The sequence below is a fragment of the Halobellus marinus genome, from assembly GCF_032113415.1.
Taxonomy (GTDB): domain Archaea; phylum Halobacteriota; class Halobacteria; order Halobacteriales; family Haloferacaceae; genus Haloquadratum; species Haloquadratum marinus.
In genome coordinates, this window is the sequence record NZ_CP134946.1 from 1,953,462 (window position 1) to 1,972,057 (window position 18,596).

Below are 18,596 nucleotides of genomic sequence, written 5' to 3' on the forward strand. Positions count from 1 at the left end.
CGACCACGCCCTCATAGCAGGAACTCTCCTCTCACGGCGTAACCTTTGTGCGCTTACCACGAGGCTATAGAGATAGAATCCGTGGCATCGAACATCGATGAGATACTGACACGAGGGCGCGAATCCGGGCCAGTAATCGTCGGTGCTGTCGTCTCGCTGCTGCTATTCCTGTTCGCAGTCCAGCTGCTGGGTGCGTCCACAGCGGCCGCGGCCGTTCCGCTCGAACGGTTCTTCAGGCGGTACGTCGCCGGGAGTGGGCAGGCTCTGGGTGCAAGCTGGCTCGCCACGTACGTACTCACCAACGGATCAGTAGTGGCGGCCCTGTCCGTCTCGCTGTTCAAGACCGGGATCCTCACGGCCTCACAGTTGTTCCTGATGCTCGCTGGCTCACGCCTCGGGGGCGCCGCTATCGTACTCTTGATCGGAATGCTGGACTACTTCCAGAAGCGGCGCTATTCGTTCAGCGAGGCGACTGGGTTGGGGATACTGACGTTCCTCCTGTCCCACTCGATTTATGTGCCGGCGACCGTCTTCGGGTATCTCCTGTTGCCGAGACTCCAGACGGGATTCGGGGGCGTCAGTGACCGGATCGAACTCTCGTTTGATCCACTGGCGGTATTCAATCCGGTGACGGGTGCCATCGTCGATACCGTCGGTGTGGGTCTGGCACTCGTGGTAGCCGTTCTCGTGCTGTTCGGCAGCCTCACGCTCTTCGACCGGGTGCTCAAGCGGATCGATACCGAATGGCTCCGCAAGCGGTTCTTCCGCCGATTTCAGCACAAATGGACCGCGTTTGGACTCGGTATCCTCCTTACCGGCGTCACGACCAGCGTCGCGTTCTCACTGGGAGTCGTCGTGCCGCTCTACAATCGCAACTACATCAAACGGCAGGAGATCGTTCCCTACGTCCTGGGGGCGAATATCGGCACCTTCTTCGACACGGTTGTGATCGCCGTACTGCTGGAATCCCCACAGGGCGTGGCTATCGTGCTCTCACTTGTGGCGGTCGGAACGATCATAACGGTCGGAACACTGGTTCGATTCTCGACGTACTTCCAGGCTGTCGAGACAATCCAAACCCGACTCGTTACTGATCGTCGATACTTGGCCGGGTTTCTCATCTCGTTGATTGTCCTCCCGATACTTCTGTTCCTGCTTCCGATCTAGTTCTGCGGCCGAGACAGTCTGTTCTATCGGGAGAGGTCTGCCAATGCGGGGGGCGCCTCTTTCCCCAGACCCGTGTGCTCCCGCGCCTATATGTGCCTCTGACACGCATCTCTGCGTATGGACGCCGTCGACGAGGTACTCGTTGCATACGATGGAACACCGCTGTCGGAGAAGGCGCTGGCGCACGCGCTCGAGGTGTACTCGGATGCGTCGATCACTGTCCTCCACGTTATCGACTACATCGAAGAGAGCTATAGCGCGAAAGCACTGGTCGGAGACGAAACGCTCCGGAAACGGGCCCAGGAACGATCGGCAGAACTGCTTGCCGAGGCCGAGGCGAAGGCAGACGAGCACGACCAGGTAGTTAAGACGGCAAGCGAGATTGGCAAGGCCGCAGACGAGATCCTCGAGTACGCGGACACACACGGCATCGATGTGATCGTCATCGGAAGCCACGGACGCTCGGGTGTCGCTCGAATGCTTATGGGTTCGGTCGCTGAAACGGTGATGAAGCGTGCATCAGTCCCTGTGACTGTCGTCAGGTGACCGCAAACTGTACCTCCAGATTCGCCCTGAAACGGTGAACCACAGAGAAAAAGGCTCTCGATCTGGATAGCTGGCGAGTACTTCTCGTGACCCTTCAGTTTCGATTTGACCCGCTGATTTATGCATTTCCTTGTCCTACGAACAGCTATGGCACGAATTCCAGAGGCCAAGTCGATTACAACAGAAGACGAGTACATCCACGTTCGGTATCGGGACCCTGACCAGTTCGATCAAATTCGGACGCCAGACTGGGCTGACCGTACCTCTGATTCCGTCTCGGAGGGAAGCGAGGTTCGGATGGGGAAGCGGGATGCCACCGATGATTGGGTAGTCCAGTCCGTGTTGATCCAGAAGAACGTGGGTGAGCAAAAAGCTCGTGAGCAAGCCGACGAAATTATCAGAGAGATCGAGTCGTGATCGGGTGCTTCGTCTCTTGTGGTTGTTGAATCCGACTTGGAGACTCATTCGGCACCTCTGGCAGTTGGGTCAGACAGAAATGCCGCCAAGCGGGGATATTGTCTTGGAATCGGAGACAGAACAATAATCCATACAAGCCAGGAAATCTCTACCCTCGCCGGTAATCTCCGCAAAAACACCGATTCGCCACAGAGAACCGCCTTCACTCGATTTCCAACCCACCACCGCGTTCACCGTTTCCGACATCTCCACCTTCAGCCCACTCGATCTCCAACTCGATACTCAACTCACCAGGACTATCGGTCGGTCCTTCGCGCTCGGCTTTTACCTCGAACGTCGGTTGAGCAGAAGGTGTCATCGTCACTGACTGCTCGCCGGCGGTGAGGGTGATATCGCCGCCGGCATCGAGTTTGTCTGCGACTCGACGAAGATACGACGCGATCTCCGCTCGACTTTGGGATCCCTCTGACTGAAAGAGGACCTCTTCAGGCATACGGTATCTTGTTTGACACACAGACGGATAAGTGGGGCTGTGGACGACTGGCTTCGGCTGAGTCCGGATATCCCTGACAGTCGATGGCAGTCAAAGTGGTCTACAGCGGTGATGGATATCGAATCTTTTTGTCATCGCTTGACGAACTCACAGTTGTGAACCTCAGCAAGGGGTTTCTCCTCGCCCTCGTCGTCACCCTCCTCGTGCTGTCGGCCATGCTGATCCAGCCGTTTCTCCAGTACGTCCTCGGTGCTGTCCTCCTCGCCTACGTGCTCTATCCGCTGCAGATCCGCCTCGAAGCGTACGTATCGCCGATGGTAGCCGCCCTCTCGCTCGTGGTCCTGGCAGTTGCCGGATTCGTCGCACCGTTCGTAGTCGTCCTCGCGACTGTCGTGGATAGAGCCGACCGGATCCTCCAGAACTTCGACACTGATCCGGTGCAGCTTGAGGTGGTCGAATCCCGGATCGAGGAACTCACCGGACAAGAGGTCGATATCGCAGGCGAACTCGTTAGCTCTGGGCGGGAAATCGGGACGATCGTATTCGACCGGTCGACCCAAGCGTTCGGGACGATCACCTTCCACCTCATCGGGATCGCGTTGGCACTCTTTCTCGTCTACTACCTTCTCAAAGACCGCGACGACTTGGTCAACTGGCTCCACCGAACGGTCCCCCTCCCAATGGACAGCCAGCGCGCGCTCTACACCGAGATTAACGACGTGATGTGGGGCGTTCTCTTCGGACACGTCTTCGTCGCCATCGTCCAGGGGGTCGTCGCTGGAGCCGGGCTCGTCGTTACTGGCGTTCCCAATGCGGTGTTCTGGACGGCCGTTATGATCGTTCTCGCGATGGTTCCGCTCGTCGGTGCGATCCCCGTCTGGGGCGGGGCGGTGGTCTACCTGTACCTCACTGGCGAACCGCTGCTCGCGGTCGGATTATTCGTCTACAGCGTCGTCGTAGTTGGGCTCACCGACGACTATCTCCGTCCATTCGCCGTCGACAGATACGCGAAGCTCAATCCTGCCGTCATCCTCCTCGGTATCCTCGGCGGGGCGTACGCGTTCGGGATTATGGGACTGTTCTTCGGCCCCGTCATCCTCGGCGCACTCAAAGCCGCTCTTCGCGTTGGCTTGGAAAACTGGTCCCGGCTCGACGAGAGAGACATCGGCTGACAGACGGTTCCTAATCAGTCGAACAATATATCTCCGAAATTTCTGACAGAGTCGCGAACAGAGAGGCGGCCGTCAGTAGCCATCTCGACTGCTCGGGAACGTCGCCCAAGCGGTCGTCAAGCGTGCATCAGATCCGGTTACTGTCGTCCGAGAACTCGACAGTTGAGGAAGCTGCACGACGGTACTCGGCCTGGCTGCCGTCACACGTACTGTGATCATCGTCCCCATCTGACTCGTCCCTCTCGTCCGGGCAAGAACTACCAGCCGGGTTTTTCTCTATGCTCCTACAACCCCTGCTCTATGCGCCAGTCGACGCTCGACTCGACTGACTGCGAGGTGTGCAGGGGGCGGGTGGATCAACAGCGACGATCCGGCACCCCAACCGATCGGAAGGACCGTCCGGAGCCGAGTCGACGGGTCAACGACCCATGACCGATCCGCAGTCAGCCACCGTGGGTGACGACCACGAACCGGGGACGGGCCTGGATCACAGCCAGTCGATCGACCGCGTCCTCGACGCCCACGAGAGCGACCCGGCAGGGCTGGCGAGTGACGAGGCGGCCCGCAGATGCGAGCAGTTTGGACCAAACGAGTTCACGCGCAGTGCGGGGCGGTCCACGCTCCGGATATTCCTCGCACAGTTCGACAGCGCGCTCATCTGGGTGCTACTCGGAGCGGCCATCCTCTCGGTGTGGGCCGACCACACCGTGGACGCCGTCCTCATCGTCGTCATCGTCGTCGCCAACGGCGTGTTCGGCTTCGTCCAGGACTACCGTGCCGAGCAGAGCCTCGAATCGCTCAGGGAACTCACCGCGCCGATCGCAACTGTTCGCCGGGACGGCGAAGTGACGGAGGTCGAGGCCACCGAGATCGTCCCCGGCGACATCGTCGAGATCGAGGCCGGTGACGTCGTTCCCGCCGACGCCCGAGTACTCGAGACGACGAGTCTGGAGGTCGACGAGGCGTCGCTGACCGGTGAGAGTATGCCCGTCGCGAAGTCACCCGACCCGGTCGACGCGGACACGCCCCTGGCCGAACGTGAGAGTATGGTGTACAAGGGGACGAACGTCACGCGAGGTCGCGGTGTGGCGGTCGTGACAGCCACCGGTGACGACACGGAGATGGGGGCGATCGCCAGCGAACTCGCGGCGACCGAGGAGACCGACACGCCACTGCAGGCGGAACTGGACACGGTCGGGCGGAACCTCGGGATCGGTGTGGTGGGGCTGGCTGCTCTCGTCATTCCCCTCTTGCTCTTGCAGGACACGCCACTGGTCCAGGCGGGGCTGACGGCCGTGTCACTGGCAGTCGCCGCAGTGCCCGAAGGCCTGCCCGCTGTGGTGACCCTGACGCTTGCGCTCGGCGTGCGACGGATGGCAGACGAGAACGCGCTCGTCCGCCGGCTCCCGGCGGTCGAAGCGCTCGGCTCTGTCGACACCATCTGCACGGACAAGACCGGCACACTCACCAGAGGACAGATGACGGTCGATCGCCTGTGGCTGCCCGACGACGTCATCGATATCGACGACCTGGGCGAGTCACTGCCCGCTCGGGTCGCGAACCTGCTGCGTGCTGGCGCACTCTGCAACGACGCGACGCTCGATTCCGGCGACCCGACCGAGCAGGCACTCGTCGCCGCGGCCGCCGAACACGGAATCGACGTCGACCAACTCCGCGCGGACTACCCCCGAACCGACGAGGTCCCGTTCTCTTCGGAACGAAAGTGGATGGGGACCGTTCACGAGGAGGGGGCGTACGTCAAGGGTGCACCGCAGGTCGTCCTCGAGAAGTCCTCGCAGGTGCGCACCGAAGACGGCACAGTGGAACTGACAGACGAACTCGGGGACCGCATCAACACGCAGACGACGGCCTTCGCCGACGATGCACTCCGCGTGCTCGCTATCGCGGAAGCCGAGGATGCCGAGGCGATGGCCGGTGACGACCTGACGTTTCTGGGGCTGGTCGGGATGATCGACCCGCCCCGCGAGGAGGTCGCGGACGCCATCGCCGCAACCCGGCGAGCTGGCATCGACGTGAAGATGATCACTGGCGACAACGTCCGCACCGCGGCGGCGATCGCCGAATCGCTCGGGATGGGCAGCGAGGTGATGGAGGGTCGGGAGGTCGAATCGATGAGCGACGACGAACTCGCCGACCTAGTCGAGACCGTCGACGTTTTCGCGCGGACCTCCCCGGAACACAAGGTACGGATCCTGCGGGCACTTCAGGCCGGAGACCACATCGTCGCGATGACCGGCGACGGCGTCAACGACGCGCCTGCACTCAAGAACGCGGACGTGGGCGTCGCGATGGGGATCCGGGGGACCGACGTCGCGAAACAGGCCAGCGACGTCGTCCTGCTCGACGACAACTACGCCACCATCGGGCGGGCGGTCGAACGCGGGCGGGCGATCTTCGATAACATCTGGAAGTTCGTCGCCTATCTGCTGTCGGCCAACGTCGCCGAGGTGGCAATCGTCTTTCTGGCTTCCCTCTTTGGCTACCTGGTCCTGCCGGCCGTCCAGCTTCTGTGGATCAACCTGCTGACCGACGGTCTGCCGGCGCTTGCGCTGGGAACCGACCCAACGAGTGAGGATATCCTCGACAGGCCGCCACGCGATCCCGACCAGGGCATCATCGACGGGGAAATGCTCGGCGTGATGGGGGGTACCGGTGCCGTGACGACAACTGTGATGCTCGGCCTGATGTTTTTCACGCTCGCGGGCGCATCGAGTGTCACGCCGTACGTGACGACGATGGTGTTCACCGGGTTCGTCCTGCTCGAATTCGTGAAACTCTACGTCATCCGCTGGCTGCGAGAGACGCCCACGCTCTCGAACCGCTGGCTCGGGGTGGCGGTCGGGACGTCACTCGCCCTGCAATTGGCGGTCATCTACACGCCGCTCAACCAGTACTTCGAGACGGTCCCGCTCTCGCTGGCGGACTGGGGCGTGCTCGCCGGCGTCGTTGCCCTCTGTCTGCCGCTCTACCTGGCAGTCGCGGCGTTCGTCAGGCGATCGGACTCGAATCGAAGTGACGCGAACCAGCGGACGACGGTCGACTGAGATATCCCGATGTCACCCGGAAAAGACGACGGTTCGGAGGGCGAGACCGGCAAGCCCGAGTTGGGTGCGGGAAAGGAGACGAAAATCGGGTAACAGGCCGCTCAATACGGGTGAACAATGTTTCCCGGATGTCTCCTCGAACGCCAACAGCGCATCGTGTGGGCGTCGCTGTCGACGCGGTCGCCGCTGTCGAGTCTGTCTCTAAAGGTCCGGATGTTTCCCTCTGGATCACTCTCGCAGTAAGAGTGCGTGAGCCACCTAGAATTTTGCTGCAGAGCCGGTGGAGGGATTTGAACCCTCGGCCTATTCCTTACGAAGGAATCGCTCTGCCAATCTGAGCTACACCGGCACTGACGCACTCGACCGTACTGCGATGAGTAAGAAAAGGCTTCCGAATCACCGCGCCGTGAGCCGAACGTCGAGACAGACGTTGTACTCGTGGGGGGCATACGAGCGGACGATTCGCTCGGTTTCGACAGACACCGCGTAGTCGATTTCGCTCTCTGCGACGGCCGCCCGGATGGCGCTCTCCCCGGGGCCGAACGGATCGTCCTCGTGCTGGATGTCGTAGTAGTGGAGGAGACAGTCCTCGCCCGCGAGTGCCACAGCAGTATCGAGAAACTCGTCGGCGCTGTGCGGGAGATTCATCACCAGGCGATCGGCCCAGCCCTCGCACTCGCCGACGAGGTCCCGGACGTCGCCGTCGATTGCGGTCACCCGCTCGTCGACAGCGTTGCGCCGGGCGTTTTCCCTGAGGTAGTCGACGGCGGTCGGGTTGAGGTCGCAGGCGACGACGGTCGCCCCGCGAGCGGCCATCGGGATGGCGAAGGGACCGACGCCGGCGAACATATCCACGACGCGTTCGTCGGCGTCGACCTGCGAGACGACACGATGCCGCTCGGTCGCGAGGCGCGGCGAGAAGTACACCTCCGCGATGTCGAGGTGGAACTCGTGGCCGTACTCCCGGTGGACGGTCTCGGTCGATTCGCCGACCAGCACGTCCCACTCGCGCACCCGGAGATCGCCTTTCACCTTCGACGCGCGGTTGACGACGGTGCGAACGGTGAGATCCGATTCGACGACGGCTTCTGCGATCTCCCGGGCACGGGCGTCGTCGTCCTCGTCGAGAATCACGACTTCGCCCAGTCGCTCGTAGGACGGCTCGAATCCGAGAACGTCCGCGGGCGTGGTCTGCGTCTCCCGTGTCGGGACCGCGCGTTCGACGACCTCGTATTCCTCGGGGACCGCCGCCGCGTCGGTGACCGGAATATAGAGCTCCCCCGACTCGACGTCGATCTCGTGCGTCCCGTCGAGCAGGTCCCGTTCCGCGAGCGCCTGTCGCGTCTCCTCGCCCCGGCTCGTCGGGACGCGGACGCAGGGGACGGTCATACTCCGACGGTCGCGGGCGACCGGAGTAAGCGTGACGTTTCGGGCCGCGGACGGTTCGTCAGTCGGTCCCTCCACCAGTCCGGGCTGGAACGACCAGCACGGGCCGCTCGGCGAGGCGGACGACCTTCTCGGCGACGCTGCCGAGCACGAAGCGTTCCACGCCGGTCCGTCCGTGCGTCCCGAGCACGATCAGGTCTGCGTCGACCGCATCGCAGTGATCCAAGATCGTCCGATGGGGGACGCCGTGCTCGATCCCTCCGCGGATGTCGGTGTTCTCTCCGCCGTGTTCCTTCATCCGCTCGATCGCGTCCCGTGAGGCCGCTTCGTACGCGTCTTCTGTCTCCCGCGACCCGATCCGGAGTTCGGGAACGACCGAGAGCGCGTGGACGGTGGCACCGAACCGCCCGGCCAGCGCGATCCCCAGCCGTTCGGCGGGCTGTGCGGCGTCGCTGCCGTCGGTCGGGACGAGGATGTTTCGATACGGACGCGTTCCCACTGCATCGTCGCCGACGGTGAGCACCGGAACCGTCGAGAGCCGGACCACCTTTTCGGCGACGCTGCCGAGTAGATGGCGATCGAGCCCCGTCCGGCCGCGTGTGCCCATCGCGATCAGATCGGCGTCGTGGTCCGCGACGGCGTTCAGGATCTCTTTGTGCGGAAATCCCACTTCGACGGCTGTGGTAACTGGGATCTCCGCTGTCTGAACCGCCGCTGCAGCATCCGCGATGACGTCTTCGAGTTCCGCTTCGATCGACCGCCGCTGGTCGACGCTTTTGAGCCGATAGGCGTCGACCACCGAAAGCAGGTGAATCCCGGCGTCGACGTTCTCCGCGAGCGTGATCGCGTGATCGAGTGCCGACGCCGCAGCCTCGTGTCCGTCAAGCGGTACCAGGATCCGATCGATGCCGACGTCGACTCGATCGCTCATAGCGGGCCGTTCGTCGGGAGGAGAGAAAAACCCGATCCTCCGGAGACGAGACGGTGAAGCGCCCCGGGCCACGGTGGCGACCGCCCCCCGCAACGGTCCAGTCCTTCGCTGCCGCCGCGGTGCTGTGCTCCGCCGCTCCCCGATCCGGACGTCACCGGCGACTCCCGGACTCCCGATCCGTGGCCGTCGACTCTCCTTCTGTCGGATCCGCCGGCCCCGCGAGGATCGACCGCGAGGAGTTGGTGACGACGAGGAGGCTGCTGGTGCCCATCGCGACCGCCGCCAAAAGCGGGTTCAACACGCCGGCGATCGCCAGCGGGACGGCGACCAGATTGTAAACGAACGCCCACGCGAGGTTCTCCCGGATCCGCCGGTTGGTGCCGCGCGCGGCCTCGAAGACCGACGGCACGGAGGCCAGTCCCCCGTCGACAATCACAGCGTCGGCAGCACTCCCCGCCAGGTCGGTCCCCGACGCGAGCGCGATGCCGACGTCGGCGTTCGCCAGCGCGGGCGCGTCGTTCGAGCCGTCGCCGACCATCGCGACGGTGCCCCGCGAGCGGAGTCGCTCGACCGTCTGGGCCTTCGCCTCCGGCGGGACGCCGGCGAACACGTCGTCGACCGCCGGATGGCGACGGAAGGACTCGGCCGCCCGCTCGGCGTCGCCCGTCAGAACGACGATCTCCCGCTCCTCGCTCAGGTCCGCGACGACGGATTCCCATCCCGGCCGCGGCGTGTCGCCGACGTCGAGGACCGCCCTCGCCTCGCCCTCCCAGCCGACGAACGTGGGCACGCGACCGGCTTCGCGGATCCCCTCGGCGGCCGTCTCCAGTCCGTCAGGAATCGACAGCCCGGCGGAGCGGAGTACCTGGGGATGCCCGACGACCACGTCGAGCGACCCCTCGCTCGACGCGCTCCCGTCGGTCTCCGCTGCGGGGATCGAATTCGACGGCACTCGACCGCTCACGCCTTTCGCGTCCGTCGTCGCCGCAGTCACGTCCGGCAGCGAGTCGGGTCCCGCCTCGACGATGGCGTCGGCGATCGGATGCGAGTCGTAGCGCTCGACCGCGGCAGCGAGTGTCAGTGCCGTTTCCGCCGTGGTGTCGCTGGCCGCTGTGCCGTCCCCGATTGCGATCTGGCCGCCGTCTGCCGCGGGCCTGTCGCCTGCGCCGGCTGTCGGTTCGCTCGGACCGTCCGGCCCGAGAACGCCGACCACCCGCATCCGACCGTCGGTCAGCGTTCCGGTCTTGTCGAACACGACGACGTCGGCGTCCGTCGCGTCCTCGAAGACGGCTTCGGAGGCCACCACGACGCCGGCCTTCGCGGCGTCGCGGATCCCGGCGGCGACCGCAAGCGGCGTCGCCAGCCCGAGGGCGCACGGACACGAGACGATCAGCACGGTCAGGCCCGCGAGGATCGCGGCGCCGGGCGCCGTCCCCGTCACCAGCGATCCGGCGGCGGTCAGGACGCCGAGCGTGAGCACCAGCGGCACGAACACAGTCGCGAGTTTGTCCGCGAGGCGCTGGGCGCCCGAGCGCGAGGACTGGATCTCCCAGAGCAGTTCCACGAGCCGATCGAGCGTACTCGTCGCGCCCTCCCCGACCTCGACTGTGATCGGTTCGTCGGTAACGACGGTTCCGCCGAGCACCTCCTCGCCGGGGCCGCGTCGGTCGGGCAGCGATTCGCCCGTCATCAGCGATTCGTCGACCGCCGCTGAACCGGCCACGACGACGCCGTCGGTCGGGATGCGCTCGCCGGGACGTACGACCACTCGATCCCCTGCCGAGAGATCCTCGACGGAGACGGTTTCGGTTGAGCCATCGGCGGTGAGCCGTGTCGCCTCCCCCACCCGGGCGCTGGTTAACGCCGAGAGCCGGCTCGCGGCGCGGGCTTTGATCCGATCCTCGTAGTAGTTGCCGACGGTGACGACGAGGACAATCGCGACGCTCACGTCGAAGTAGACGTGCGTTCGTCCTGCGAGCATCGCCCCGACGCTGAACACGTACGCGGCGACGGCCGCCAGCGCGACCAGGAGATCCATATTTGGCTGTCCCGCGCGCACACTGACGTATGCGCCGCGGAGGATCGGATAGCCGGTGTAAAACAGAACGATCGAGGACATCACCCAGACGTTTCCGAGGATGTAGAGCCCGTCGTAGCCGCCGAGGTCGACGAACGGCTGGAAGCCCAGATACGTGGGATAGAGAAACAGCACGTACCAGACCATCACCATCATCCCGAAGACGCCACCGCCGATGAGAAACGTCGCGAGCCCCGACTGTTCTTCCCCCGCCGTCGACTCGGGGTCGGAGACCTCGTAGCCGTAACGGCTCAGCCGCTCTCCCAGGTGGTCGACGTCGGTGGATTCGGGGTCGTACGTGACTGCGAGCATATCTGTCGCGTACGACGCCTCGGCGGCGTAGACGCCGTCTTGGCCGTCGGCGGTCGTTTCGATGAACGTCTCGCAGGTCGCACAGTGCATCCCGTCGACAGAGAGATAGGTCTGTTCCGCGTCCTCGGGTGGCTCCTCGGCCGGTTCCCCACCTTCTGTGTCTCCCAGTTCCGACTCGATGTCGGCGTCGGCCGCGGCCTCGGGACCCCCGAGCGACCGGGCGACCTCCAGACACCCGCGACAGCAGTACGCGCCCGGAACTTCGTCGTCGGCCACCGGCGGGTCCGGCGTCGGCAGATCACAGAGCGAGCAGGCGTCAGTGTCCGTGTTGTCAGCTGGCATCTGGTGTCACCCGAGCGGCTGGTAGATCGGGACGGTCGGATGCGGAATATGAATCCCGACGAGCATCAATCCGTGCGCGAGCGGTAAATACCCAAGGAGGAGAAAAGCCGCGCCGAGGACGCGGTGGAGTGACTGGCGACGACCGACTGACAGCGATCCGAGCGCGGTTCCGTAGACGAAAAGCGTCGGCAGCGTCCCGACTCCGAGCAGCGAGAGCAGCAACGCCGCCCGGACCGGGTCCCCGATCGTGAACGCATACAGGTACGCGGGATAGGTGATCGGACAGGGCAGGAACGCGTGACCGAACCCGAGTCCCACGATGCGCCAGTCGCCCACCAAGGCGTCGACCCGGCCCGTGAGGGCCGTGCTCACGTAGGCGAAGCCCCCTGAGAGGGGTCCGGGGAGGCTGAGATGGAGACCACTGCCGCCGGCCAGATACGCGGCACCGGTCGTCATAATGAACGCGCCCACGAGGATCCCTGTTGCCGCTCGGAGACCGTTACCAACGGCGAAGACGGCGTCCGCCGCACCGAAGGCGAACGCCCCGACGGTGGCGAGAACGGCGCCGACGATCGCGTATCCGACCGCCCGCCCGACGTTGAACAGCCCGTGCTGTCTGACCTGTCGGACCGACAGCCCGACGTCGCGTTCTTCCTGCTCGCTGAGCCGGTCGGCGTAGACGCTCACGAGCGGTCCGCACATCCCGAGACAGTGCGCACCTCCCAGGGCGCCGACGACGAGGAAAACCACCGCTTCGACCTCCGAACCGGAGACCGAGCCGACGTCGACGACGAGCGGAGGGGCCCCGCCTCTCAGCAACATCGTCACGGTCGTTCCCACGGCTTCGAGCGGTGCCACGCCGGATTAGACCGCCTCGTCTGCACCACCGTCGTCGTGGCCGCCGTGGCCCTCGGACTCGGTGGGGGACATCAGGAGATACAGCGACACCTCTATAATAATTATATTGACAAGTGTGATCGCTCCTGCCCACCAGTTGATGGCGACCCCGAACGCGATGGCTGGCAGCAGCGCGAGCAGTGCGGCCGATCCGGCGAGTCGCGGCGTCAATCGCATAGAGGCCAGTATTGGCCGGGTTCCAATCGCGATTTCGGCGATTCCCACGACGTAGGAATCTGTCGATTCGTTCAAGGACATCGAGTCAATAGCGACGTGTATGTCAGCCGAGTCGGACGAGGAAGCGAACCAGGTGGCGACTCCTTCTGGCGACGGTGGACCTCCGATTCCCGAACCGGACGCGATCGACGACGAGGGATACGTGATCGGATCGGGACGCTCGGGCGTCGTCAGACAGATCGACCACGACGATTTCGATCCTGTGGGGACGCTGATCCTCATCGCGATCTATATGCTGATCGTCGGGGCGATGTGGATATTTATGTACTTCGTGGAGTTTCTCGGTGGGGACCTCACGGTGATCGGGTGAGACAATGGAGATACACAGATACGAGAAAATCTGGCTTGCGGGGGCACTGCTTTTGATCGTCGGCTTCATCGCGACCGTCTCCTACGGCGCGGTCGGGGCCGGAATCGCGATGGTCGACGACGAGGGCGGCCAGATCGATCCGAACGCGGTCGAGGAACATCCGAAGTTCGGCGAACCCGGCACCTACGCCGACGGACCGAACGAGTACGACGTCTACGTGGTCGCCTACCAGTTCGGCTTCGAGCCGGGGACCCAGGAACCGATCCGCGTGCCGGCCGGTTCGGAGGTGACCTTCCACGTCACCTCGCGCGACGTCGTGCACGGGTTCGAGGTCGTCGGCACCAACGCCAATACGATGGTGATCCCCGGCCAGATCTCGACGATCACGGTGCAGTTCGAGGAGGGCTCGGAAGACAAATACGGGTTGCTATGCAACGAGTACTGCGGTTCCGCCCATCACGCGATGGAGGGCCGGATCGAGGTCGTGCCGCAGAGTCAGTGGAACGAGAGTATGGAGGTGAACTGAGATGGCAACGTTCGTCGACAGGTATCCGGCGGAGGCAAAAGTCGTACAGGCAACGTTCGTGGTGGCGTTCGTCTCGCTTGGGATCGGTTCGCTGTTCGGGGTGATCCAGGCGCTCCACCGTACGAACGTGTTCCGCTTCATCGATTCGGTCGATTACTACACGCTGCTGACGGGCCACGGCGTGCTGCTGGCGCTCGTGTTCACCATCTTCTTCCTGGCCGGCGTGTTCCAGTGGGGGATCACGCGGAGCTTCGATAACCCCGCACCGGACATCCGATTGACGTGGGCGTGGTTCGGGCTGATGACGACCGGAGCGGTGTTCGCGGCGGTCGCCATCCTCGCCGGGTTGTTCCCGGAGATTCCGATGAGTGCCGACGTCCTGTACACGTTCTATGCGCCGCTGCAGGCACATCCGATCTTCTACATCGGCCTCGCGATGTTCATCGTCGGTACGTGGATAGCCGGGGCCGACTGGTTCCTGGCGTACCGGCAGTGGCGGGCCGAACACCCCGACGAGCGCATTCCGCTGCAGGCGTTTATGGTACTGACGACGATGATTATGTGGTACGTCTCGACGCTCGGAGTCGCCGTCTCCGTGGTGTTCTTCCTCATCCCGTGGTCGCTTGGGCTCATCGACACGGTGAACCCACTGCTCACGCGGACGCTGTTCTGGTACTTCGGCCACCCGGTCGTCTACTTCTGGCTGATGCCCGCGTACCTGCTTTGGTACACGGTGCTGCCGAAGCTCTCGGGCGGTCGGCTCTTCAGCGACCCGCTGGCCCGCGTCGTGTTCGTGCTGTTCGTGCTACTGTCGACGCCGGTCGGCATCCACCACCAGTACGTCGACCCCGGGATCGCCGAGGGGTTCAAGTTCATCGCGATGACGAACACGATGTTCCTGCTTTTACCGTCGCTTCTGACCGCCTTCACCGTCGTCGCCAGCGTCGAACACGGCGCACGGCAGCGCGGCGGCGAGGGCTATCTCCGCTGGCTCGGCGCGCTCCCGTGGCGGGATCCCGCGTTCACCGGGATGGCGCTCGCGGGGCTGATGTTCGCGGCCGGCGGCTTCTCGGGGATGATCAACGCCGGGATGAACATCAACTACCTCATTCACAACACGCTGTGGGTGCCCGGACACTTCCATATGACCGTCGGCACCGCGGTGGCGTTGACGTTCATGGCCGGCACTTACTGGCTGCTCCCGCAGATCACCGGAAAGACGCTGTACAGCCGTCCGATCGGGCTCCTGCAGGTCGTCGTCTGGTTCGTCGGTATGGTGTTTATGTCGAATGCGATGCACCGCGCGGGGCTGTTCGGCATCCCGCGGCGGACGGCCGAACCGCAGTACCAGAACTTCGATTTCGTCGCTTCAGTCGGCAGTGTTAGCGAGATCCGGTGGCAGATCGCGTTCGGGGGCGTGTTGTTGTTCCTCAGCGTCGTGCTGTTCCTGTTCAACATCGCCGCGACGTGGGCCGACGACCGGGTGGGAACGCCCGTCGACGACACGATCCCGGAACCGCTCTCTCCGCCGAGCGGCGCGCCGCTTGTCCTCGATAACCTCTCGCTGTGGACCGGCATCGCGGTCCTGCTCGTGATCCTCGCCTACACGCTGCCGATCCTCAGCATCGTCTCCGATGCGGGATTGCTCGGTTCCGCGACGGAGTATCCCGTCACGCTGGAGGCGCTCGCCGACACCGTCCTCGGAACGCTGTCGGACAACTCCCTCGCTTCCCTCGCAGGAACGGCACCGGTCGAGTCAGTCGTCGACTCGCTTCTGGGGGTGCGCTGATGCGCGAACTACCGCCGTCCGTCTTCCTGATCCTGATCGCCTTCTCGATCCCGGTGGCGATCGAACTACGGACGGTAGCCGGGTTCTTCGGCGTCGATCTGCCGTTCGTCGCCGTCATCGTCTTTGAGGCCGTGTTCCTCGTCGCGCTCTTGATTGTCTACGTCATGGGTCGGTTGTCACCCGACCCCGGCGACGACGCGTCGGCGTCGTGATCCGAGACTGATCGTTCCCGCCTCTACCGGTGTGGGCCCACCTCGTCCGGTGCTCACCGGAGCGACGAGAACACTCACCACGAGACGGTGCTACTGCGACCACACAATCGATGAAACTGCATCTCACCGACGAACGCCGCGGCCCGCTTCCCGAATCAGCGGTGCGAGTCGCGAAACAGTTCGTCGTATTCTGTGCGGTCGAGTTCGTCGTCGTGGCGGGCTATCTGCTGACGAGCGACACTGCCGTGATGGCTCCACGCTACGTCCTCTATCCGTTCGTGTGGCTGAACCTCGCGGTGCTTGCCGTCGGCGCGGTCGACGTCCCCCGGCCCACGGACCGCCGGACTGCCGCGGCCGCTGCCGTCGCGACCGTGTACCTCGGCGTGCTCGCGTGGGTGAGCGGATGGGTCGCCGTGGGATCGGGTGGACCAGTCTCGGTCGATCTCCTCCCCGCGATTCCGGGATGGGGTCCCGTGCTTCTGGTCGATGGCCCGGTGGCGCTGTCGCTCGTTCCATACGAGACTGTCGGGTATCTCGCGCTCACGGCGCTCGTGTACACGAGCATCGCCCGGGCCAGTGCAGGCGCCCTCTCGGGCGTCCTGGGACTCGTCACCTGCGTGAGCTGCGTCGGGCCAGTCGTCGCTGCGGCACTCTCCGGCGTTCTGGGCGGAGCCTCGACGGCAGTGGCCGGAGCGGCCTCTTCGTCGTACGCCTACGATCTGTCGACGGCGCTTTACGTGTTCACGATAGCGGCGCTGTGGGGCACGTTGCGGCGGTGATCCGCCTCTGGATCAAGCCCCGTGGCATTTGACAGCCTGTAAAAGGAGGCTCTCACAACAACTACTCCCGTCTCTTCCCGCCGAGTACAACCCCCGCTGGCGGCGTTCGGCGGGAAACCGTGAGGGTAACCGTCATTCGCTCAACGATTCTGCCAGTTGTCGCATCGCTTCCCCTCGTTCGCTCACGTACACCGGGCACGGTTCGCCGCTGTCGACTTCTCGGACTACCACCTGCCTGAGGTCGTGGGTACACGAAGCCGTGACCTGATTCAGGTGCGGACAGGTGACACAGCACTCGGGGAACGTGGGGTCGGTGACCACTGTCGGTTGAGAATCAGTAACACACACCTCGGTGTAAGCCTTTCGGCGGGCAGCGCCCGTCCGTGAGTTCTAACGGAAAACGCGTGGCCGCTCCCTCGTAATGATTACTCTCGTCTCTTACCACCGAGCGCCACCCCCCCGGTGACGGCGCTCAGTGGTAAACAGTGAGAGTAATCACTATCAGCGCCGCTTCGGCACGTGGCGGCGGGTCGCGAGCGCGGTCACGACGAGCAACGCACCGAAGACGGCCGTCATTATCAGTTCAGGCGGAATCACGCTCAGGCCGCCGCCGAACGTCTGCAGCAGCGCGTACCCACCGACCGCCGTGAGAACGATCCCGAGAACCACAAAGACGCCGATAACGGTCTTGATAGGGTCGAACGCGAATGATTTACTGGGTTGTGAATGACTCATCTCAGATAACAGTACGAGGTCGGTAAGCATATAAACACAATCCGGTTTTCAGCAATCGGGAATCGGCTCGGGCGGTTCAGCCTGCAGTAGCGTTCGTCTGTTCTCCGATTACTCTCGTCTCTTCCCGCCGAGCGCCATCCCCGCCTTCGGCGCTCGGCGGCACAAAAACAGTAATACACACCAAATCGCACGACTGGGTGCGGTCGGTCGCATCATCTGTTGCACACGCTACGAGAGCGAGCACCACCGTGGGGGGGTCGGCTTATACTGTCGGAGAAACTATTTCAGGATACTCTCCGCCCCGGGCGGCGAAATTCTTCACAGACCTGTGTCGGTCAGTATTACTTGTTGTACGAGTCCGGAATCAGGACGCGGCCGTGGCGGCCGAGGTGTTTGCCGAGGAACGACTCGACGCTCGAAAGCGTCGAGGAGATCGGCATCGCGGGGAGGTAGATGTCGAATTCCGGTGATTTGGTGCTGCTGCGATCGTTGGTCGTTTTCGTTGCCATCGTATATATCGGTATGCACGGGACCCCTATGAGGCTTGGTTAGTACTCCTCCGGGTATTTTTATTTCCTATTCGTCTATAACGATTTTATTCGTATCTTATTCGATGCTAGCACCCGATTGCGGATCAAACGTCTGACTTCATTCCGAGAGGACCTCGACGAGGTTTCCCTCCGGGTCCCGAAGGAAACAGATGGTGGTACCGCTTTCGGTCGTCTGCGGCGGGCTCAGCGTCTCGACGTCCGACGGGAGTCCGTCGTACCACGATTCGATGTCCTCGACCGCGAGCGCGACGTGCGTCGCTCCGGCTTCATCGAGCGTCGAATGGGCGTCTGTTGCGTCTGTCGAATCGTAGGCGACCAGTTCCAGACGGACGCCGTCGGCATCCAGATGGGCGAAATCGGCGCGGGCGCCGTCGATGGCGACGCCGGTTGCGAACGCCTCACCCCCGACTGAAAACCGCGAACGGACGTCGAGCCCCAGGACGTCGCGGTAGAACGCGACGGCGCGATCGAGATCCGAAACGGTCACTCCGACGTGGTGAGCGCTGAGTTCGTTCATTTCCACTCTCGGTTCGGACAGCGGCCGAAAAGAGCCACCGAAAGCTGTCGCCCGCGTCCGAGTTTTCTTTTGACTGCGCCCGAGTCTCCTATCGACTGCGATCAAGTCTTCTGTCGACCCGTCGGCAACAGGGTT

General features: G+C 63.7%; 19 protein-coding genes and 1 tRNA gene. 10 read left to right on the forward strand and 10 right to left on the reverse strand.

What is annotated here, in order from left to right:
• Positions 1–81 precede the first annotated feature (81 nt).
• From RJT37_RS09910 to RJT37_RS09920, 3 genes are all read left to right on the forward strand, one after another.
• On the forward strand, positions 82–1,167 hold the full coding sequence (locus RJT37_RS09910) for a sodium:phosphate symporter (protein ID WP_313684019.1): 1,086 nt from the start codon (positions 82–84) through the stop codon (positions 1,165–1,167).
• Between the two features lie 117 nt (positions 1,168–1,284).
• Positions 1,285–1,713, forward strand: a complete 429-nt coding sequence (locus RJT37_RS09915; protein WP_313684021.1) for a universal stress protein — start codon at positions 1,285–1,287, stop codon at positions 1,711–1,713.
• 147 nt (positions 1,714–1,860) lie between these two features.
• Complete coding sequence (locus tag RJT37_RS09920) at positions 1,861–2,130, forward strand: hypothetical protein (RefSeq protein ID WP_313684023.1); 270 nt, start codon at positions 1,861–1,863, stop codon at positions 2,128–2,130.
• A gap of 202 nt (positions 2,131–2,332) precedes the next feature.
• On the opposite strand, the gene RJT37_RS09925 is transcribed toward RJT37_RS09920, so the two are convergent.
• Positions 2,333–2,623 carry an amphi-Trp domain-containing protein gene (locus RJT37_RS09925; protein ID WP_313684025.1) on the reverse strand — a complete coding sequence of 97 codons (291 nt, stop codon included), beginning with the start codon at positions 2,621–2,623 and terminating at the stop codon, positions 2,333–2,335.
• 155 nt (positions 2,624–2,778) lie between these two features.
• Between RJT37_RS09925 and RJT37_RS09930 the strand changes: the two genes are divergently transcribed.
• Positions 2,779–3,795 carry an AI-2E family transporter gene (locus RJT37_RS09930; RefSeq protein WP_313684027.1) on the forward strand — a complete coding sequence of 339 codons (1,017 nt, stop codon included), beginning with the start codon at positions 2,779–2,781 and terminating at the stop codon, positions 3,793–3,795.
• A gap of 428 nt (positions 3,796–4,223) precedes the next feature.
• Positions 4,224–6,860 carry a calcium-translocating P-type ATPase, PMCA-type gene (locus RJT37_RS09935; RefSeq protein WP_313684029.1) on the forward strand — a complete coding sequence of 879 codons (2,637 nt, stop codon included), beginning with the start codon at positions 4,224–4,226 and terminating at the stop codon, positions 6,858–6,860.
• A 275-nt stretch (positions 6,861–7,135) separates the two neighbouring features.
• On the opposite strand, the gene RJT37_RS09940 is transcribed toward RJT37_RS09935, so the two are convergent.
• The 6 genes from RJT37_RS09940 to RJT37_RS09965 all read right to left on the reverse strand — a co-directional run bounded on the left by RJT37_RS09940 (position 7,136) and on the right by RJT37_RS09965 (position 12,982).
• Positions 7,136–7,209, reverse strand: a tRNA-Thr gene (locus RJT37_RS09940).
• Positions 7,210–7,256: 47 nt separating this feature from the next.
• Positions 7,257–8,249, reverse strand: coding sequence for a class I SAM-dependent methyltransferase (locus RJT37_RS09945; protein WP_313684031.1), 993 nt, complete (start codon positions 8,247–8,249; stop codon positions 7,257–7,259).
• 58 nt (positions 8,250–8,307) lie between these two features.
• Positions 8,308–9,177, reverse strand: coding sequence for a universal stress protein (locus RJT37_RS09950; protein ID WP_313684033.1), 870 nt, complete (start codon positions 9,175–9,177; stop codon positions 8,308–8,310).
• A gap of 151 nt (positions 9,178–9,328) precedes the next feature.
• Entirely contained in the window at positions 9,329–11,908 is a 2,580-nt protein-coding gene (locus RJT37_RS09955) for a heavy metal translocating P-type ATPase (protein ID WP_313684035.1), read from the reverse strand.
• 6 nt (positions 11,909–11,914) lie between these two features.
• Positions 11,915–12,730 (reverse strand): sulfite exporter TauE/SafE family protein, encoded by an 816-nt coding sequence (locus tag RJT37_RS09960; RefSeq protein ID WP_390209065.1) that lies wholly within the window; start codon positions 12,728–12,730, stop codon positions 11,915–11,917.
• A 42-nt stretch (positions 12,731–12,772) separates the two neighbouring features.
• The gene (locus tag RJT37_RS09965) at positions 12,773–12,982 is read right to left on the reverse strand and encodes a DUF8131 family protein (RefSeq protein ID WP_313684039.1); all 210 of its coding nucleotides are present in this window, start codon (positions 12,980–12,982) and stop codon (positions 12,773–12,775) included.
• A 100-nt stretch (positions 12,983–13,082) separates the two neighbouring features.
• Between RJT37_RS09965 and RJT37_RS09970 the strand changes: the two genes are divergently transcribed.
• The 5 genes from RJT37_RS09970 (at position 13,083) to RJT37_RS09990 (ending at position 16,658) form a co-directional block, all read left to right on the forward strand.
• Positions 13,083–13,352, forward strand: a complete 270-nt coding sequence (locus RJT37_RS09970; RefSeq protein WP_313690061.1) for a ba3-type terminal oxidase subunit CbaD — start codon at positions 13,083–13,085, stop codon at positions 13,350–13,352.
• Positions 13,353–13,356: 4 nt separating this feature from the next.
• Complete coding sequence (locus RJT37_RS09975) at positions 13,357–13,878, forward strand: cytochrome c oxidase subunit II (RefSeq protein WP_313684041.1); 522 nt, start codon at positions 13,357–13,359, stop codon at positions 13,876–13,878.
• 1 nt (position 13,879) lies between these two features.
• The gene (locus tag RJT37_RS09980; protein WP_313684043.1) at positions 13,880–15,667 is read left to right on the forward strand and encodes a b(o/a)3-type cytochrome-c oxidase subunit 1; all 1,788 of its coding nucleotides are present in this window, start codon (positions 13,880–13,882) and stop codon (positions 15,665–15,667) included.
• A complete protein-coding gene (locus RJT37_RS09985) occupies positions 15,667–15,879 on the forward strand; it encodes a CbaC protein (protein ID WP_313684045.1) in 213 nt (70 codons plus the stop codon). The genes RJT37_RS09980 and RJT37_RS09985 overlap by 1 nt, the downstream gene beginning before the upstream one ends.
• A 110-nt stretch (positions 15,880–15,989) precedes the next feature.
• Positions 15,990–16,658 carry a DUF7546 family protein gene (locus RJT37_RS09990; protein ID WP_313684047.1) on the forward strand — a complete coding sequence of 223 codons (669 nt, stop codon included), beginning with the start codon at positions 15,990–15,992 and terminating at the stop codon, positions 16,656–16,658.
• A gap of 501 nt (positions 16,659–17,159) precedes the next feature.
• Here the strand turns inward: RJT37_RS09990 and RJT37_RS09995 are convergent.
• The 3 genes from RJT37_RS09995 to RJT37_RS10005 all read right to left on the reverse strand — a co-directional run bounded on the left by RJT37_RS09995 (position 17,160) and on the right by RJT37_RS10005 (position 18,461).
• Positions 17,160–17,393 (reverse strand): hypothetical protein, encoded by a 234-nt coding sequence (locus tag RJT37_RS09995; RefSeq protein WP_313684048.1) that lies wholly within the window; start codon positions 17,391–17,393, stop codon positions 17,160–17,162.
• 341 nt (positions 17,394–17,734) lie between these two features.
• A complete protein-coding gene (locus tag RJT37_RS10000; RefSeq protein WP_313684050.1) occupies positions 17,735–17,902 on the reverse strand; it encodes a hypothetical protein in 168 nt (55 codons plus the stop codon).
• A gap of 139 nt (positions 17,903–18,041) precedes the next feature.
• Positions 18,042–18,461: a VOC family protein gene (locus tag RJT37_RS10005; protein WP_313684052.1), complete on the reverse strand. Its 420-nt coding sequence runs from the start codon at positions 18,459–18,461 to the stop codon at positions 18,042–18,044.
• Positions 18,462–18,596: the final 135 nt, after the last annotated feature.

What these genes read in the sequence shown, in the direction of transcription:
- RJT37_RS09950 (WP_313684033.1), bottom strand. Translation starts at nt 9,177, where the DNA reads ATGAGCGATCGAGTCGACGTCGGCATCGATCGGATCCTGGTACCGCTT.
- RJT37_RS09920 (WP_313684023.1), top strand. Translation starts at nt 1,861, where the DNA reads ATGGCACGAATTCCAGAGGCCAAGTCGATTACAACAGAAGACGAGTAC.
- RJT37_RS09995 (WP_313684048.1), bottom strand. Translation starts at nt 17,393, where the DNA reads ATGAGTCATTCACAACCCAGTAAATCATTCGCGTTCGACCCTATCAAG.
- RJT37_RS09915 (WP_313684021.1), top strand. Translation starts at nt 1,285, where the DNA reads ATGGACGCCGTCGACGAGGTACTCGTTGCATACGATGGAACACCGCTG.
- RJT37_RS09965 (WP_313684039.1), bottom strand. Translation starts at nt 12,982, where the DNA reads ATGCGATTGACGCCGCGACTCGCCGGATCGGCCGCACTGCTCGCGCTG.
- RJT37_RS09955 (WP_313684035.1), bottom strand. Translation starts at nt 11,908, where the DNA reads ATGCCAGCTGACAACACGGACACTGACGCCTGCTCGCTCTGTGATCTG.
- RJT37_RS09925 (WP_313684025.1), bottom strand. Translation starts at nt 2,623, where the DNA reads ATGCCTGAAGAGGTCCTCTTTCAGTCAGAGGGATCCCAAAGTCGAGCG.
- RJT37_RS09980 (WP_313684043.1), top strand. Translation starts at nt 13,880, where the DNA reads ATGGCAACGTTCGTCGACAGGTATCCGGCGGAGGCAAAAGTCGTACAG.
- RJT37_RS09970 (WP_313690061.1), top strand. Translation starts at nt 13,083, where the DNA reads ATGTCAGCCGAGTCGGACGAGGAAGCGAACCAGGTGGCGACTCCTTCT.
- RJT37_RS09945 (WP_313684031.1), bottom strand. Translation starts at nt 8,249, where the DNA reads ATGACCGTCCCCTGCGTCCGCGTCCCGACGAGCCGGGGCGAGGAGACG.
- RJT37_RS09975 (WP_313684041.1), top strand. Translation starts at nt 13,357, where the DNA reads ATGGAGATACACAGATACGAGAAAATCTGGCTTGCGGGGGCACTGCTT.
- RJT37_RS09935 (WP_313684029.1), top strand. Translation starts at nt 4,224, where the DNA reads ATGACCGATCCGCAGTCAGCCACCGTGGGTGACGACCACGAACCGGGG.
- RJT37_RS10005 (WP_313684052.1), bottom strand. Translation starts at nt 18,461, where the DNA reads ATGAACGAACTCAGCGCTCACCACGTCGGAGTGACCGTTTCGGATCTC.
- RJT37_RS09960 (WP_390209065.1), bottom strand. Translation starts at nt 12,730, where the DNA reads ATGTTGCTGAGAGGCGGGGCCCCTCCGCTCGTCGTCGACGTCGGCTCG.
- RJT37_RS09985 (WP_313684045.1), top strand. Translation starts at nt 15,667, where the DNA reads ATGCGCGAACTACCGCCGTCCGTCTTCCTGATCCTGATCGCCTTCTCG.
- RJT37_RS10000 (WP_313684050.1), bottom strand. Translation starts at nt 17,902, where the DNA reads ATGGCAACGAAAACGACCAACGATCGCAGCAGCACCAAATCACCGGAA.
- RJT37_RS09990 (WP_313684047.1), top strand. Translation starts at nt 15,990, where the DNA reads ATGAAACTGCATCTCACCGACGAACGCCGCGGCCCGCTTCCCGAATCA.